Origin of the sequence: Pseudomonas sp. J380 (assembly GCF_009827115.1) — a bacterium.
Taxonomy (GTDB): Bacteria; Pseudomonadota; Gammaproteobacteria; order Pseudomonadales; family Pseudomonadaceae; genus Aquipseudomonas; species Aquipseudomonas paracarnis.
This window is the reverse complement of sequence record NZ_CP043060.1, coordinates 4,636,051-4,652,192: the sequence shown is the minus strand read 5'-3', so window position 1 is coordinate 4,652,192 and position 16,142 is coordinate 4,636,051. Positions and strand designations below refer to the sequence as shown.

Below are 16,142 nucleotides of genomic sequence, written 5' to 3'. Positions count from 1 at the left end.
ACCGCAGACGGTGCAAGTGACACCCGCGTGGCGGGTTTGGAATACAGCGGGAGGGGTTTATAAAGCGTTTACAGCGATGATCAGTGAGGCCAGTGGATGAACCGGAGCTGCTCGGCATCCACAGGGCCTCTGAGGGCCTTACGCGAGAGCGGCTTTTTCCAGGTGATTGAGCGCCAGTTCCAGGATCGCGTCTTCTGCTTCAGGTTGCAGCACACCCTCAGCATCCATCGGCAGGTAAGGCCGCGCCGGAATATCACCCCACAAGTGAGGGAACTCTGACTGATCGCCACCGAAGTGCATCATGGCCGCATAAGGTTTGTTGCTGCCGACTAAAGCGGAACTGTCGTCGGAGTAGCTGGTGATCGAGGCCGCGAGTCCGGCAGCACTGACCTGCAGCATCTGCCCAGGCCAGTTACCGTTTTTCGCCCGCCGCTCCGTGGTGACATCGGACAGATCAGCCCAGTCAGGTCGACCTTCTTCCTCGAAGTTCTCCTCGGTCTGACTGGCCATCTCGGCAGCCACACCGCGCATCAATGGCGTCAGGTCGCCCACGGCCCACTCAATGCGGTTCAGCGTTTGTTGTAGACGTGAGCTATCCAGTTCGACGGTAATCATTGCAACACTCCTGTCAGGCTGCCGACGCCTGTTTACGTTTGAGCATGTCCGCTAGCCCGGTACCGGGTGCGTGGTTGAAACCTGGGTCAGTGCGGAACGTGATCGGTTTGCCCGCTGCGTCGGTGGTACGCACCAAGGTGACCTGGGCCGTCCTGATTTCGCCGGTACGTTTGTCGACACCTGTTTCCACCGTTTCACTGGACACCTGCCCTTGACTGGAAACGATGGTCAGGCCACGGCGCTTAACTGCCGATTCGGAGAGCGCCGTCACCCGACAACGACAGTTGAAACCGTTCGGCGGGTAGATCGCCGACCAGACTGGATCATCATGCCGGTACACCGTGCCGCTGAGCGCCCGATGGCTGGGACGGGTTTTGCCATCCAGGATGGCCACGTAACGCCAATACGGATGGGTGTCACTGGACTCTTCCATGCTGGCCTTGCGACCGGCCATGTAGGCGCTCTGCAGGTTGGTCTGGTAGATGGTCTTGAGACGACGCGGGCTGCCCAGTTGCACCAGCTCGCCAACGCCCTGACTGTCGACGATGACTTGTTGGCCCCACCAGCCTTGAGATTCCAGCGTCGGCTGCAGCTCTTTGATGAACTGCTGCAGGGTTTGTCCCTCCTGCAAAGCAGTTTCCACTGCGCCGCGAATATCCGACAGCAAATCCAGGCGCATGGCCTTAGCCACGGTGAAGGCCTGGTCATGCGCCTCGTCACGCATCTCGTGCCAGTTCCAGGTGATCGCGTAACCCTTGCTTTTGAGGTAGGTGATCGCAGCTTCAGGCTCAAGGCCGAAGATGGCTTTCAGGTCCGCAGGGTTCGGGGTTTTGGGGATGGCCATGTCAGTCTTCCCGATCTGCAGCGGCGTTCAGACGGCCCCAGGTGTTGGCGATGAACATCAGGTTTGCAAGCTTTTGCTGGAGCGCCTGGTCATCCATCGACGGGAAGGCTTCTGCCAGTAGACCGAGGGCCTCGCTGTCGGAGCGAGCCTGCAGCAGCGCATCAACCAGCGGCGCAACGGCCTGTTCGCTTTGTTCCTGGAGCATCTCGGCGGGCAGGTTTTCAATGACCTGGTCCAGTGCAAATTGGTCGAGGATCGGTGTCAGCGTCGCTTCGGCGAACTCGGGGCCAACAGCGGGTGCTGGTGCTTCGACGATGTCGCCATCCTGCAGGTTATAGGTGCGTTTGTAGTACTGCGCCGTGAACTGAAGCCCTGACTCGCTGAGGCTCTTGTCGCGCTCAGCCAGAACCTTGTCGATCTCTTCCTGTTCCCACAGCTCATAGATCGGTGCGTTGACGGACTCGCCAAAGTTGAGGTCAACGATGCGCCGGATAACGGCGTTGAGGGCCGCTGCAACAATCCCAGCGTCACCATCACGAATATCCTTGGTGACTTCAGCCCCAGCTGCTGCGCTGGCTCGGTTGCTCTCTTTTTCAGTGGTCTGGTTTTGCCCAAGCATGGCCACGTTGATTTCGCTGCGGCAATACTCCAGCAACTGGCGGTAGACGTCGGCGCTACCGGTCTTGCCTGTGGCTTCGATGATCTCCACGCTGGCATCGTTGGGAATGGCCGCGACGGCGTCCTGGACCATGGCCTCCAAGCTGTCGAGTAACAGGTTCGTTTCGCCATCGGTGGCCCCCCGCGGGTGCTTGCCGATCACCCAGGGACTGCCGTATTTCTCGGTGAACTGCACCCAGAATTTCAAACCACCTTTCATAAACACTGCTGGCCAAAAGCACATGGACAGGTCGGCAAAGCCATAAGGGTTGATGTAGGTCGCGTCTTGGCGGGCAACGACAAAGCGTTGCGGATCGCACAGCTCGCCGGTCATGCCTGCATCACGGGCGCGGAAACGCAGGTTGTTGTCCTGGTCATAGAGGAACCACTCGGCAGGCTTACCCAGCAGATCCTCCGGCAGCAGGTACATGCCGACTGGGCGCCACATCAGTTCCACCGGCTGGTAGCCAAACAGCGGCGCATCGAGCAGCTCGCGAATAACCTTGTCCAGGTCAATGTCCTTGAGCCAGTCCAGGACAAAACGTTCGACTCTGACCGGCGCATCACTGCGCTTGAGTCCACGCTCCAGGGCCAGCACGGACGCTTTACGGCGACGGATGTTGCCGCCGACAACCGCGCTGCTGCGCAGGTCACGATAGACCTTGATGTCCTGCCCCTGGGCCTTGAGGATCGGGTCCGGGTTAGGCAGGTACATGCCCAGGGCCTGGGCATCAAAGCTGCGGCTACGGCTGGCGATATGATCGGTCAGGCCCTTGCTGCCCTTGGGCTCGGCGAAGTGCACAAATTCCGTGGGGCTGACCCACACACCTGTCTTGTTCATGCGTATCCCTGAATAAGTTTTTGCGCCTGGCGTCGGCGGCGTGATTTGACCTTGACCGGACCTGCGTTGACTTCCAGGGTCGCGAAGTTGGCAAGCGCTCCGGCACCCGCGAAGTCGCCGTGACGATAGAGGTCTGGGTCTTTGAGATCCTGCGAACGGCCTTTGATAATCATCGGAATACCGTCCACGGTTTCGATGGCGCGCACGTCCTGGTGCAGGTTGTCGTCCTGCGGCATGGAGATCGCAGCGTCTTCGAACAACTGCACAAACTTGGGCATCCAGGCGCCGTACCAGGTGCGGCTGAGCTTCACCTGGTGAATGCGGTTATGGCCGAACTCATCGGCGGTGTCTTCGGCGAGGGTCTCACCATTACCAGACGCGTCCAGGGCAGCACCCACAAAGCGTGGCAGGTTGCGCAGGATGTAGAACAGAATCTGCTGCTGTTGCCGGGTTGGTACCTTGTGCATCTCCATCACAAACGGCACATCGCGGTGCCTGGCCAGGTCAACTGACATTGGGCAGATGATGGAAAAGTCCCGGTGACGGGCATAGTCCATGCCCAGGAAGTGGCGCAGCTCCGGGTTGAGTGTCGGGATCAAAGGCGCCAGGTAGCGCTCAATCCAATCGCTGACATAGGCTTCGCGGCGTTCCTGAGACTGATGCACAAAGTCCGCATCCAGCGCCAGACGCAACACTGTGCGGCCCTTGCGCATGGCCTCGTCTACCCATACACCAGGAATGCAGACGCCGTTGCCGTCGCGGGGGATTGCATCCAGCTCTTCGCGCATCTGTGCCTTGCGCGGGCCGTAGGCATTACGGATTTTCTTGTACCAGGCTTCCTTGCCCTCAGCGGTAGCTTCCTCGCCTGCCATGTAGCACACACGCTCATACAAGCCATTGGCAACAGCATCATCAAACGTTGCCTTGTACACCTCGGCGCTGTCGCCGTAGCGCTCGTCCCGGATGTCATTGACCATCTGGTTGAAGGGATTGGCCTTGCCATTGTGCGTACTGATGATGACGATACGACCGCCCCAGATCAGCAAAGCGGTCGCGGCATCGAGCACGGCAGATACGTCACGGTGAAACGCGGCTTCGTCGATGATCACCTTGCCCTGCAGGCCGCGCACGCTGGCGGGGTTGCTCGACAGCGCTACGATCTTGAAGCCAGAGGCGTAGCGGATGCGGTAGGCGTTGATCTGGCGCGTGTTGCCTGATTCGTCCTGGTCTTCAAACAGAAACTCTTCAATCTCGCTGACGCCCGAGGCTTGAGCCTCAGCCATCACCCGGCTGAACTTGGCACAGTAGCCAATGAACTCCAGGCCTTTTTCCTTGGTGTCGCCGATATAAAAGCAATCCATGCCGCCTGCAGCTTTCTGCGAGGCGGCAGTGATGACCGAGTCCAGCGCCTCAGCAAATGTGATGCCCGTGCGTCGGCCCTTTTCGCAGAGTTTGATTTGAGCCCGGATGTTCAACCAGTCCACCTGGTGCGCCATCAGGAGACCGTTGGCGATGGGGTTGTAACCCTCGGGGATCTGCCGAACGCTGGGCGGGAGTTCGTCCCACTCAATGACGCGAACAGTGCTGGAGGATGGCTTCATTGCCGCACGCCCAGGAACTTCTGACGCCACCACAGCGCCTGCTCTTCAGTCATGCCCTTGGCTTTAACGGCGCTATCCAGCTCAGCCGATTGCTCACGCAACAGGCGATCACGCCCGGCCTGCTCGGCGGCCAGGCGTTCCTTCATGCTCAAGGTGCGAGCCTGCATGGTGTTCTTAGCGGCACGGGCCAGATCGGCGACCTCCTTGGTGGTCACATCGTCCTTTTCGTGGGCGCCCATAGCGGCCTGGTAGGCCAGGGTCGAGATCGCCTCCACCAACAACGCGCCGGTCTTGTCAGAGGTGTCTTCACCGAACGCACCCACAAAGGCCTCGGCCTGCTCGCGATGCTGACGAGCCTTTTCGGTCAACAGATCAAAACCCAACTTGAAGCGCCCCAGCGCACTGCGACTGGGGGCTTTCTCATTGGGGAAGCGCGCCTGAATGTCGGCCAGCATGTCATTCAGGCTCATGCAATCATCGCGCAACAGCTTTTGGATGTATGCCTTGACCACCGGGGACAAACGATTGATGGATGACTTACCCGCCATGGTTAAGCTCCTGGCCGCTTGATTCCGGGAGCACGTGCACGCCCTGCAGCAATGTCCTGCCCACGCTCAGTCAGGGTGGCCACGAGTACTGGCCCGACGTCATCCAGGGTCAATGCACTTTGCTCCTGCAGCCAGTGCAACTCGGTTTTAACCTGGTCACGGCTGAGGGTGTGACCATAGTTATCCAGCGCCATCGTCAGCACTGAGCTGTTGGCCCGATAGGCCGTCATTTCGGCCAGCAGACGCAGGATTACCAAGCGAATGTCCTGGCGCAGGTATTCAGCGTAGGGCGTTTTCATGTCTTCTCTCTCAACAGGTAATCATTGATCCGGTCCAGCGAACGTGCCAAAGGGCCAAGTGCCTCCTTGACCCCCGACAGTTCGGCGCGCACAGCCTTCATGTCACCCAGCAGATCGGTGACGGCGGTCTGGTCTGGAAGATGGCGGACGTGCTCTTCCAGGGCGACGATGCGGGTGCGTAACTCAAGGAGTTCCTGGCCGCTAGCCGCTTGTCGTTTGGTCATCCAGGTGTAGATGCCGAGAACCGTGAGGATCAACCACTGCACAGTTTGGAAACCAAAGTTGAGTTCATTCAGGTTCATCGAAACCCCCACATGCCATGTGTTCCAAGGCGTCTAAACAATCAAAACAATGTTCGGTACCAGGCTCGGCCTGGCGACGATCTTCTGGAATGGCGTCACCGCATTCCTCGCAGCGATAGGCTGAACGGCCTGAGCGTCGCTGTAGCCCGCTGGCGCGCACGCGTTGCATCGCCTCTTCGATGTCGTCTTCATCTGTAGCGTGATCAGCTACATCCATATGGCATCAGTCCTTTTTCTGGAGATCCAGCAACCCGTTGAGCTGGGCGAGGTTGTTACGAACCCACAGGCCGTAGTCCTGGGCGTAGGCAAGAATGTCTGCGGGAGTGACGCCGCTTTCCAATAGTTCGGCGTCAGTGCCGGTGGCGGCCCAGGGCGCTTGCGCAGGCTTGGTGGCAGTGGTGCCTGATCCTGGGGCAGGCACACCGAGGGCGGTGTTGAAGTCGCGCAGCCAGCCAGCAGTGAATACGCAACGAGGGATAGGCTGAGCAGCAGCGCCCGGTGTCGGACGGTATTGGGTCGTAACATGGGGAATGCGCTCCTGGAGCTGGCGTTTTTCTTCGGCGTGACGCGCCATGACATCGAGCAACAAGGCTTCGGTTTCATTGGCACGGGTGACTTGCTGCAGCAGCTGCACACGGTTGGCGGATTCGGCGGCGCGTGCCTGATCTGAGTGTTCGGCCTTGAGGGTGGCCAACTCGGTTTTACCCAGTGAGTCGGCGTAGCGGAAACCAAAGCCATAGGCGATAGAACCCGCTGCTGCTGCACTGAGGGCACAGGCAAGCCCGACAGCCGCCAGGCGCGCAGGCAGAGGCCAGACGAGCCGTTCAAGCGCGTCCATGGTGGTGCCTCAAACGGTTACGTGACTTGCGCGCACGGCGCTTGGCGGCTGCTATGCCCGTCTTGCCTTGACGGTAAACAGGTACCGCGCCGGACCTAATCCAAGTTCCAGCAGCGGTACTCGGTGCGGCCCAACGACAGGCCCCAGCGAAGCCCGCCATCAAGGCTGCAAAGGCTCTACTGAACAGGTTCAGTCTCATGGGGAGATCCCCTGATCCGGTGGCCCTTGCTTGACCAGACGGGCGAGGAACAGGACCAGAGCCAGGCCACTGTTGAGAGTCGCGTAAGCACGTGGTGAGAGCTGGGCTTGCCACATTGGCAACAGCTCCAACTGGGCGAACCCCAGCAGCGCGATCAGGATGGTGATCTGGACGCTATAGAGCCGATAGCAGCAACGCCAATCACAGATGGGTTTCATGCCGCGACACCGTGCTTCGCCCCGCGTTCGATGCCTGCCAGAGCCAGCCCGTCAGCCATGATTGCATCGCCATACCATTGACCGTCTGGCAACGGACCAGGACCGTTTTCATGGCGGATGATGGCAGCGACCAGGGTGCGCATAACGTCGAAGTCATACACGTCGACACCCTCATGGTCGGGGTGAAGCCCCAGAGCACGTGCCACGCTGGCGGCGTAGGCATTGGTATCGTTTTCGGAGGGTGGTGCCCAGCGCTCAACGAACTCGCGGACGGTGTCGATGCGGCTGCCATCTTTTGCCAGGCGCTTGTCCTGGTAGGTGATCAGTACGCGGGCAATGGCGCGGATACCCCAGCGCGGGGCAGTGAATTGGACAAAGGCACTGTCGGTTTGGGCCGCAGCCATACCTTGCCAGCGCACGCCCTGGGCGTGGCGGATATTGCCGGGGTTGAAGTTACGGATACCGCGAGGGGTTTCGGGTCGCATGGGACGCCTCCAATAGCAGCGCCTCCCTTTTGAGGGCGCCAAAAAGCACACACCGCCATCATCGGCGGTGTGTGTTTGGAGGACTTTTAATCGAGTTTAAAGAGATCTGACGATGGCTTGTGTTGTTGGTTGAAACTCATCTAACGTGATGCTTCGCTGTTTAAAAAACTTTCTGAAAAGGTAATACCGCATGAATCGCGCAGACGTAACTAATCTTGTTGTTTTTTTGAAGCTCCGTCAGGAGCAGCAATTGGAAATCCGAGTTTCTCAATCGCTTGCTGGATGTCTTGAGCTAGCTCGTCTTCGGTCGCTTGAGCGTGCCAATCTGCTAATGCTGACAGGCGATCTGGTCCAGCGTCTGCACCTTGGAGAGCTAACACTGAAAGTACCAGAGCGGGGTCCGCTCCAGACTCCGTGAGTGCCTTAGTGAATCGTAAAACATCCTCAACAACAGGGCCGCTGGGCGGAGAATCCATGTGATTGGCATAGGGGACCATACTCTCTAACAGCCTTTTAGTCCGTGCTGCTGACTCTGGACCCAGACCGCAGAGCAGTGTCGTCAAGGCAACGACTACGTGGTTTAGCCCTCGAACCTCTAACTTAAGCATCTCCACGTCAGTGAGTAACTGGATAGTCTTTTCCGGACTCATCATAGGGCTTGTCTCGTCTCTAAGATTGTTGGTCGTTCTTGTAGCTGTCTTTGTGCCTCACCGAACGGTTCTAAGCATCTAGTTGACTACGCCAGTTGAACGGTAGAGCCCACGACCGCCCGCGACAGCATCCGAGTGTGTACTTCCGTGAATACGATTCACTGCATACAAAGACAGCAGTTCAGAGCAATCTTGCTTAGTCTTAGCTCCCAAAAGCACGGCATTGACGCCCTCGATTACATCCGTAGCCTCTGCATAGCGACCTTCAGCACGAATTTTCTTGGTAATGAACCATGCAATGTTGGCGAGTTTCTCTTCATTTTCGACATCACATACGGTCAGCCCTCTTGTGAGTGCTGCCTGTGTTCGCTCCACCTCCGGAGAATTGCTCTTAACGGTTCTATCCAAGCTCAGAATGGTGAGTTTTTCTGCCGTAGTTTGGGCGTTTGCCACCGTGGAAAAAACTGACGCCAGAACAAAAAATAAGATTTTCAACGTTATCTCCATATTTAAAAATCAAAAAAATCATGCAGTATTTTTAGGACTCACATTACTCGCCCAAGCTTTGCCATAAGGCCCGGCTGATCACATCAAAACCAAAATCGCCCGACTAAAATGCCAAATACGAATAGCCCAAAAGAGTTCCACTTGTAGGTGACCAGGAACTCTTTGAACGGCAAAGCAGCCCGAGATTGCTCACCCATCGTTGAAGGATGCATTGGACGAATTTGAAATGTTTGAATGAAACCGAGGACCTGTTGAAGCTCAGCCCGCTTTAGGTGCGTTAACTGGGTTCGTCCAAAAGTCACATCGCAGAAATTGTTCATTTCCTTTTTTGCATCTTTCTCCGCCACAGCTCGTAAGATCTTACCTATAAGGCGGCGCTTGTCGGCGGCTTCTCGTAGCTGCTCCAAACGAGCACTGAATACGTCCCGTGCCTTGTGAAAGTCGTCGGCACAGATTTCATCAATAGAGTTCACCGACAGCTGAACATGCACACTTCGCCAAGCCTCACGAGGATCATCGCCAAGCTCTTCGCACGCCTCCCGCAACTCATGAAGTTCTTTTCTCTGCGCGGCTAGCAGGGTTCTGGGGATGGGCTTTTTCGGAAAATTAAGCTGTGTACCGAAATTAATATTCGTATTATTCCCTTTGACCTTTATATGGGACGGAGGTGTCTCATCATGGGCCAGCGGAAACGAACTGAAATTCTCGGCAAGTCTCGTTGATATCTTATTAAGTTTTTCGTCCACATCCCGCATAGAAACTCCCTTCTACTACGTTAGCGGTTGACCACTAACTTCAAAATCTTGCCGACTTGAGCCTCATCAAGCTCTTGTTCCGGCACCAAAATGTTGTAGACCTCTGCCGCAGTGATAGCTAGCTCTCTAGCGGGCCATCGGCGCTTGGTCTGTTGTATGAGTCCTTCCAGCATATCGGTGATTTGGGTCAGTCTTGGCACATCAATCTCCGATGACAAGTTACGCAGCCCACATTCAGTGGCTGAGTACTTACCTGTAATTATGTAAAGCACATCCCCCGCAGACCGAGCAAAAGCCTCCAAATAGGAAGCATCCGGCTGGCGTTCGTTTTTCTCATAGTTTCGCTGCGAGCGCATGGTCACGCCACAGAGGTCGGCCAACTGCTGCTGGCTCAGCCCAAGGCGCTCCCTTTCCTCACGTAGTCGCTCTCCAAAAAAAGGCACGTTTGTTCCTCAAAATAAATTGACATGGGAACGTTTGTTCCCCATTATTCACCACAGAGAACAACACATGACCCCGCTTAACCACAACAAAAAGCGTAGCTCTGCACTGACAACGCAATCACAACCGCTCACCGAATAACCGCAATTTACCACATGGGAGGCGCCATGAACGGCCCCGCAACGTCACTTGATTCGGCGTCACTGCCGTATCCACAAACCCCCACAAGTGCCAATGCCTGGTTTATCAGCCATGGCATTTGCAAAGCCCACTGGGCACAGGCTAAGGGCTTTGACCGGATGACCGTCGTTGACCTGTTACGGGGGCGGTTGAAGGGGCTGCGTGGAGAGGCTCATCACGCAGCAGTTGCCTTGGGTTTGAAGGCTGACCCAGCACACACCCAATCTGCTGCTGCCGCGTAACTGGAGTTCCTCATGACTCAAACCATTTCCTCAGCCGCCCGAGTACTGCGAGTGCTCAAGGCTCTGAAAGGCCACACCGTCACAGGCCTAAGTAACACCGAGCTGGCCCACCTCACTCAGGACAGTCCGAGCAACATCACTCGCGCTATGCAGACCCTGATTGAGGAAGGCATGGCCGTGAAGTTGGACAACGGGCGCTTTGCTCACTCGATTGGCTTGCTGCAAATCGCACAGGCCCACGCCGAACATATGTCGCGCTTGACCCACCGTAAGCAGGAAATCAATCAGCGTATCGCCGCTGGCTCGATGAACTAAGGAGAACACCATGGCACGTACCAAAATTCCAGCGGCTGAAGCTTTTGAACTACCGGAGTTAAACGGCGAGATGCTGACAGCCAATCAGAATGTGATGGCGACAATACAGTCCTCACACAGCGAAGAGCGGGACCTGGTGAATCAGATGCTCGGTCAGATTCAGATGAGTCGGGCAATCTCTAAATTTACCGACGTCGTGAGTTTGCAAAAGTTAAAGAACATCAAGGAAACCAAGATGTACCGGGCGCTTTCGGGGCAAAAAGGGTTTGACCGGGAGGGTAATGAAATTGCCGACGTCGGGACTTTTGATGGTTTTTGCCGAGCACTTGGCACCAGCGCTAGTAAGGTCGATGAAGATCTAAAAAATCTCGACGTGTTCGGTGAAGAGGCTCTTCAACAGCTTGCCCAGATTGGGGCCGGATATCGTGATCTGCGTAAATACCGGCGCCTACCTGAGGGTGAGCAAGCTGCCCTAATCGAAGTCGCCAAGGCCGGTGACAAGGACGCTTTCCTTGACTTGGCCGAAGAGATTATCTCCAGGCATGCCAAAGAAAAAACGGAACTGACCCAGCGCCTCGACGAAGTTAATGCTGACTACGAAGCTCAGGGCGAGGTTATGGCGAAGCGCTCCGGCGAACTGGACCAGACCAAAATGGAACTGGAGAAAGCTCGCAAACGCATCCAGTCCGCAACACCTGACGACGTGATCAAAGACCTACGCAGTGAAGTGGTGGCTCTGAGCTTTGAGATCGAATCGAAGGTAATGGGGGCGCTACGTGAGGGCTTCACGCAGATGGCAGAGCATGCCAGCGAAACCGGTCAGGATCATCGTGAATTCCAAGCGGACTTGATCCGCCAACTGGAAACCACTCTGGCAACAGTGCGCAGTGAGTTCCATTTGCCCGCATCTCTGGTTAATAGCGCTCCGGTCTGGATGAAAACGGAAGAGGCCTGAACATGAACCCGGTTCAGGCTCAGCTCCTGGCTAAGATCGCCCAACAGGCAGCCAGTGCCCCGCACGGTCAGCGTACCGCCATCTATAAGGCCGGGGCTGCTGAGCTGGGCATTTCACTCCAAACCCTACAGCGCAAGCTGAAGGAGGTCTCAGTGACCAAGCCTCGTAAACGTCGCAGTGATGCAGGCTGCAGTGCCTTACCCCTGAAAGAAGCACAACTCATCTCAGCGGTGCTGCTGGAATCGATCCGTGCCAACAGCAAGCAGTTGTCCACTATTGAGCGGGCTGTCGAGCGCCTGCGCAGCAACAATATGATCCTCGCCGGTCGTGTCGATGAAGTCACAGGCGTGTTTCAACCTTTGAGCCATGGAGCGATCAGCCGCGCTTTGCGCAGCTACAAGCTGCACCCTGAGCAGTTACTGCACGATGCCCCGGCAGTGTCGCTTGCCAGCAAACACCCGAATCATGTGTGGCAGGTCGATGCGTCAATTTCAACACAGTTCTATCTCGCCGATGACGGTGCACGGGTGATGAACAAGGCCGAGTTCTATGACGGTAAGCCCGCCAATCTGAAGAAGATCGAGCGCCAACGCCTGTGGCGTTACGTCATCACCGATCACACCAGCGGCACCGTGTACCTGGAGTATGTATTGGGCGCAGAGTCCGCTGAGAATCTGTGCACTGTCTTGATCAATGCGATGCAGAAGCGCCACGAGTCCGACCCATTCCACGGCGTGCCGTGGATGCTGATGACTGACCCTGGTGCTGCAATGACCAGTGGGATCTTTCGCAACCTGTGCCGTGCCATGTCCATTGACCTGATCATTAACAAGGTCGGTAACGCACGGGCTAAAGGTCAAGTTGAGCAGGCGCACAACATTGTTGAGCGCGAGTTTGAGAGTGCGTTGAAGTTTCAGGCTGCCGAAAGTCTGGAGCAGATCAATGCGTGGGCAGGTCAGTGGATGCGTTACTACAACGCCACCTCTATCCATACCCGCACTCGGCGTACCCGGTTTGGTGTGTGGCAGTTGATCACATCCGAACAACTGCGTTTGGCACCCGCTATTGAGATCTGCCGTGAGCTGGCAATCAGCACGCCGGAAGAGCGCAAGGTCAGCAACCTGCTGCAAGTGTCTTTCCGGGGCGCACAGTTTGATGTCAGTTCAGTGCCGAGTGTGATGGTCGGCGAAAAGCTGTTGATCACCCGTAACTGCTGGCGCGACAAAGATTCCGCCACCGTGGTGTTGATGGGTGATGACGGACGCGAGCAATACCACGTTGTTGAGCGCATTGAAAAGGGCGAGTTCGGCTTTGCCGGAACCTCAGCAATCATTGGCGACGAGTACAAACGTCACGCTGAAACACCTGCACAGGTTTCACGCAAGGTCCTGGAACAGCTCGCTACTGGCACCACAAACCAGGCGGACGCCGAAGCAGCACGAAAGGCCAAAACCGTGCCGTTCGGTGGCTTGATCGATCCGCACAAGCATGTGACCGACACCTTGCTCCCGGCCTACCTGCCACGTCGCGGCACATCGCTGAACGTCAACGCGCCGACTGTCGAGCACGCACTGCTGACGCACGTCGAGGCCGCAAAGCTGCTACGTCCACGCATGCCTGACATCTGGTCGGCTGACACCTTTAGCTGGCTGCAGCAGCACTACCCGGACGGTATCGCCCAGGAGCAATTGGACGCCATCGAGACCGAGTTGAAACGACCTGCTGAGGTTGTACGCAAACCACTCAGCCTGGTGGCTGTGGCTGGAGGTAACTGATGTTGAAGCTCAAGCATGTATTGCAAGGCGTAGGGCGACCTCAATCAGCCCTGGCGGAGTCACTGAGTCTCAGCAGCGCCGCTGTAGCTCAGTTGCTGAATCACGGTCAGTGGCCGCGCAGCCTGGATTGCGAAGAACTGCAGGGGCGCATTCGTGTGTTCCTGACCGAGGCTGGCGCTAACGATGCCGATATCGCTAACGCCTTTGAAGAAGTGGATCTGCCGTGTTCGAGCACGGCAGATCCGGCCCAAGTGAATGAGCCGTCCGGGGAGGACGAATCTATGTTACTGCCAAAACAAACGTTACAGCCATCAACCCGTAAGGTTTTCAGCTTGTTCCGTGATCCCTTTGAGGAGCTGCAGAGCGCCCAGGACATGTGGATCAGTCCTGATATTCGTTACGTTCGCGAGACGATGTATCAGACAGCACGCCATGGTGGTTTCTTGGCGGTGGTGGGTGAATCGGGTGCGGGCAAAAGCACTCTGCGCCGGGATCTGATCAACCGCATCATGGATGCCAACGATCTTGTGATTGTCATCGAACCGTATGTATTGGCGTCCGAAGACAACGACACCAAGGGTAAATCGCTGAAGAGCACCCACATCGCTGAATCAATGATGGCCGCAGTCGCGCCACTGGCGAAGCCCAAAAGCAGCCCTGAAGCCCGTTTCGCACAGTTGCACAAGGCCTTGAAGGAGTCCCATGCAGCAGGCTACCGGCACTGCCTATTAATAGAAGAAGCACACAGCCTGCCGATTCCGACCTTGAAGCATCTCAAGCGCATCCTGGAGTTGGAGGTCGGCTTCGTCAAACTGGTCAGCATCATCATGATCGGCCAGCCAGAGCTTGACGTGAAGCTGAGTGAGCGTAACGCCGATGTGCGTGAGGTGGTGCAACGCTGTGAGCGTGTCAGCCTGGGCCCTGTCAGTGCAAACCTGCTCAAGGACTTTCTGACCTTTCGCTTCAGCCGTGCGGGAAAGCAGCTCTCCGACGTGATCGATGACAGTGGCATTGAGGCAATTGCTGCGCGCCTTTCCCAGCCGAGTCGCCGTGGTGGTCGCGAAGAAACGGTGTCGATGCTGTACCCGCTTGCCATCGGCAACTTGGTGAATGCCGCACTCAACATGGCAGCCGATATCGGTGCGCCGCTCGTCAACGCTGATGTTGTGAAGGGGGTGTGAGATGGCTGCTCTGTATTTGGTAGGTGTGCAAATGCCACCGCCCCTCAGCATTCTGGCTGAAGAGTTTCCGGTGAAGTTATCGGTATTCAACGAACTGACCCGCGATATCCGCAACGCTCGTATTGGGATCAAGCACCTGGTGATGCTGGACAACAAAATCTTTATCGATCACGACGATATCGAACTGTTCCTTCGGCGGTTTGGGCACGAATTGCGCAGCATCCGCTACAGCACTGAAGGTCGAGTCACCCGTAACACCGTGACGATTCGCGGTGTGGATGTGGCGTGGTACACCCAGGTGAAGGAGCAAGATCAATGAGCCAGTCCCTGACTACTGCAATCGCCGCCATGCGTGATGCTGTTGAACATGACTCCCCGACGATGTTTTGGACCGAGGCCATGCAGCATGTTTCGGTGCTACTGGAGCACGTTCAAAACTCGTCCAGCGCTACGGAATCCCTCCACTTTGCTCGGGTAGCTACTACAGAGAGCCGCCTGCCTGATGCCATGCAGCACTTGCACCAGGTGCTGAATTGTCTGCACGCCCAAGCCAGTGAGCATGTGATACGTCTGGCCGATCTGCTGGTGGCCTATGAGGCCGCTCTGTTGGTGAAGCCATTCCTGTGGCTGGAGATTGGCTGCAACCGAGTCGTTGGCTGGATGGTCACCGTTTACGACAAGACTGGCGGGACTGAGCGGGTCGTTGTCCAGACCCAAGGCGTGAACGCCGATGAAACGTGCCAATGGGCCACCTTGCATCTGCAGGCCCTCACAAAGGAGAGCGATCATGTCTGATACCAATATCCCTCAGGGCTATATGCGTAACGCCATGGGCCACCTGGTCCCTGAAGATCAGGTGCGCGACCAAGACAAGCTGCGCGATCAGGTGACCCGCGAATTAGCAGATGCTGCCAAGGCGCTGAGCCTTGCACTGAAAGACTTCAAGAAAAAATCCCTCGGTGATGTGGCCGACTTGATCAGCATTGCCGGTGAACGTTACGGCGTTCAGATGGGTGGCAAGAAGGGCAACGTGACCATCGCCACGTATGACGGCCAGTACAAGGTGCAGCGTTCATATGCCGACCGGCTGACGTTCACCGAAGAAATGGAAGTGGCAAAGGTACTGGTCTACGACTGCATCCGTGCTTGGAGCAAGGGGGCAGACACTCATTTGATGGCTATCGTCGACCGGGTGTTCAGCCCCAACCGTAATGGGCAGATCAAAACCTCCGATGTGTTGGATTTGTTGCGGCTAGAGATTGATGACGATAACTGGAAGGCCGCTATGAAGGCCGTGAAGGACTCCATCATGGTCTCGGGCAGTGCCGTTTACATCCGCGTGTATGAGCGGATCGGCGACTCCGACAACTATAAGGCAATCCCTCTCGACCTGGCGGTGGTGTGACATGACCGATCAAGTGACTGCAAACACTCAAGACGCTGAAGTCGTAGAGATCATCAACTTGCTCCAGCAGTGGCATTCCGGCCATGTCCAGACGCTGCAGATGATTGTGCAGGCGCCAGCGGATACCGAGCTGGTATTACGCGGCGCAAATGGACAGCAAATTCTGCTGGTGGGCGAGGAACGCAAAGGCTTCAAGGCGGGCTGCGCCACAGCCCTTGATCTCTTTGGAAAGTTTCCACTGACGGTGACGAAGAACGTCAGCCGCAACACAGATTCGGAGGAAGAGTGA

At 56.7% G+C, this 16,142-nt stretch carries 23 protein-coding genes; 9 read left to right on the top strand and 14 right to left on the bottom strand.

What is annotated here, in order from left to right; all coding sequences use genetic code 11:
* Nucleotides 1-138 precede the first annotated feature (138 nt).
* From FXO12_RS21040 to FXO12_RS20975, 14 genes are all read right to left on the bottom strand, one after another.
* Complete coding sequence (locus FXO12_RS21040) at nucleotides 139-615, bottom strand: phage virion morphogenesis protein (protein WP_060765889.1); 477 nt, start codon at nucleotides 613-615, stop codon at nucleotides 139-141.
* A 13-nt stretch (nucleotides 616-628) separates the two neighbouring features.
* Nucleotides 629-1,459, bottom strand: coding sequence for a phage minor head protein (locus tag FXO12_RS21035; RefSeq protein ID WP_060765888.1), 831 nt, complete (start codon nucleotides 1,457-1,459; stop codon nucleotides 629-631).
* Between the two features lies 1 nt (nucleotide 1,460).
* Nucleotides 1,461-2,957: a DUF935 family protein gene (locus FXO12_RS21030; RefSeq protein WP_060765887.1), complete on the bottom strand. Its 1,497-nt coding sequence runs from the start codon at nucleotides 2,955-2,957 to the stop codon at nucleotides 1,461-1,463.
* A complete protein-coding gene (locus tag FXO12_RS21025; protein ID WP_060765886.1) occupies nucleotides 2,954-4,558 on the bottom strand; it encodes a hypothetical protein in 1,605 nt (534 codons plus the stop codon). Before FXO12_RS21025 ends, FXO12_RS21030 begins: the two co-directional genes overlap by 4 nt.
* Nucleotides 4,555-5,106 carry a phage protein Gp27 family protein gene (locus tag FXO12_RS21020; protein ID WP_060765885.1) on the bottom strand — a complete coding sequence of 184 codons (552 nt, stop codon included), beginning with the start codon at nucleotides 5,104-5,106 and terminating at the stop codon, nucleotides 4,555-4,557. The genes FXO12_RS21025 and FXO12_RS21020 overlap by 4 nt, the downstream gene beginning before the upstream one ends.
* A gap of 2 nt (nucleotides 5,107-5,108) precedes the next feature.
* A complete protein-coding gene (locus FXO12_RS21015; protein WP_060765884.1) occupies nucleotides 5,109-5,405 on the bottom strand; it encodes a hypothetical protein in 297 nt (98 codons plus the stop codon).
* Entirely contained in the window at nucleotides 5,402-5,707 is a 306-nt protein-coding gene (locus FXO12_RS21010; protein WP_060765883.1) for a hypothetical protein, read from the bottom strand. Before FXO12_RS21010 ends, FXO12_RS21015 begins: the two co-directional genes overlap by 4 nt.
* Nucleotides 5,694-5,924, bottom strand: coding sequence for a TraR/DksA C4-type zinc finger protein (locus tag FXO12_RS21005; protein ID WP_081089353.1), 231 nt, complete (start codon nucleotides 5,922-5,924; stop codon nucleotides 5,694-5,696). Before FXO12_RS21005 ends, FXO12_RS21010 begins: the two co-directional genes overlap by 14 nt.
* A gap of 6 nt (nucleotides 5,925-5,930) precedes the next feature.
* A complete protein-coding gene (locus tag FXO12_RS21000; RefSeq protein WP_060765882.1) occupies nucleotides 5,931-6,545 on the bottom strand; it encodes a hypothetical protein in 615 nt (204 codons plus the stop codon).
* A 195-nt stretch (nucleotides 6,546-6,740) separates the two neighbouring features.
* The gene (locus FXO12_RS20995) at nucleotides 6,741-6,962 is read right to left on the bottom strand and encodes a hypothetical protein (RefSeq protein ID WP_060765881.1); all 222 of its coding nucleotides are present in this window, start codon (nucleotides 6,960-6,962) and stop codon (nucleotides 6,741-6,743) included.
* Entirely contained in the window at nucleotides 6,959-7,447 is a 489-nt protein-coding gene (locus FXO12_RS20990) for a hypothetical protein (protein ID WP_060765880.1), read from the bottom strand. The genes FXO12_RS20995 and FXO12_RS20990 overlap by 4 nt, the downstream gene beginning before the upstream one ends.
* 728 nt (nucleotides 7,448-8,175) lie before the next feature.
* Nucleotides 8,176-8,592, bottom strand: coding sequence for a hypothetical protein (locus tag FXO12_RS20985; RefSeq protein ID WP_155717252.1), 417 nt, complete (start codon nucleotides 8,590-8,592; stop codon nucleotides 8,176-8,178).
* Between the two features lie 95 nt (nucleotides 8,593-8,687).
* Nucleotides 8,688-9,359, bottom strand: coding sequence for a hypothetical protein (locus FXO12_RS20980; protein ID WP_060765877.1), 672 nt, complete (start codon nucleotides 9,357-9,359; stop codon nucleotides 8,688-8,690).
* 20 nt (nucleotides 9,360-9,379) lie between these two features.
* Nucleotides 9,380-9,802, bottom strand: a complete 423-nt coding sequence (locus FXO12_RS20975) for a helix-turn-helix domain-containing protein (protein ID WP_060765876.1) — start codon at nucleotides 9,800-9,802, stop codon at nucleotides 9,380-9,382.
* 153 nt (nucleotides 9,803-9,955) lie between these two features.
* Here FXO12_RS20975 and FXO12_RS20970 point away from each other — a divergent pair, with 153 nt between their 5' ends.
* The 9 genes from FXO12_RS20970 (at nucleotide 9,956) to FXO12_RS20930 (ending at nucleotide 16,142) form a co-directional block, all read left to right on the top strand.
* On the top strand, nucleotides 9,956-10,222 hold the full coding sequence (locus FXO12_RS20970) for a DNA-binding protein (RefSeq protein WP_306109886.1): 267 nt from the start codon (nucleotides 9,956-9,958) through the stop codon (nucleotides 10,220-10,222).
* A gap of 12 nt (nucleotides 10,223-10,234) precedes the next feature.
* Nucleotides 10,235-10,537, top strand: coding sequence for a helix-turn-helix domain-containing protein (locus tag FXO12_RS20965; protein ID WP_160049739.1), 303 nt, complete (start codon nucleotides 10,235-10,237; stop codon nucleotides 10,535-10,537).
* Between the two features lie 10 nt (nucleotides 10,538-10,547).
* Nucleotides 10,548-11,492 carry a hypothetical protein gene (locus FXO12_RS20960; RefSeq protein WP_060765874.1) on the top strand — a complete coding sequence of 315 codons (945 nt, stop codon included), beginning with the start codon at nucleotides 10,548-10,550 and terminating at the stop codon, nucleotides 11,490-11,492.
* A gap of 152 nt (nucleotides 11,493-11,644) precedes the next feature.
* On the top strand, nucleotides 11,645-13,267 hold the full coding sequence (locus FXO12_RS20955; protein ID WP_372241956.1) for an integrase: 1,623 nt from the start codon (nucleotides 11,645-11,647) through the stop codon (nucleotides 13,265-13,267).
* Nucleotides 13,267-14,448, top strand: coding sequence for an ExeA family protein (locus FXO12_RS20950; RefSeq protein WP_060765872.1), 1,182 nt, complete (start codon nucleotides 13,267-13,269; stop codon nucleotides 14,446-14,448). Before FXO12_RS20955 ends, FXO12_RS20950 begins: the two co-directional genes overlap by 1 nt.
* A gap of 1 nt (nucleotide 14,449) precedes the next feature.
* Nucleotides 14,450-14,767 carry a hypothetical protein gene (locus FXO12_RS20945; protein WP_060765871.1) on the top strand — a complete coding sequence of 106 codons (318 nt, stop codon included), beginning with the start codon at nucleotides 14,450-14,452 and terminating at the stop codon, nucleotides 14,765-14,767.
* Nucleotides 14,764-15,243 (top strand): hypothetical protein, encoded by a 480-nt coding sequence (locus FXO12_RS20940; protein WP_060765870.1) that lies wholly within the window; start codon nucleotides 14,764-14,766, stop codon nucleotides 15,241-15,243. Before FXO12_RS20945 ends, FXO12_RS20940 begins: the two co-directional genes overlap by 4 nt.
* Nucleotides 15,236-15,853, top strand: coding sequence for a DUF3164 family protein (locus FXO12_RS20935; RefSeq protein ID WP_060765869.1), 618 nt, complete (start codon nucleotides 15,236-15,238; stop codon nucleotides 15,851-15,853). Before FXO12_RS20940 ends, FXO12_RS20935 begins: the two co-directional genes overlap by 8 nt.
* Before the next feature lies 1 nt (nucleotide 15,854).
* Nucleotides 15,855-16,142 (top strand): hypothetical protein, encoded by a 288-nt coding sequence (locus tag FXO12_RS20930; RefSeq protein ID WP_060765868.1) that lies wholly within the window; start codon nucleotides 15,855-15,857, stop codon nucleotides 16,140-16,142.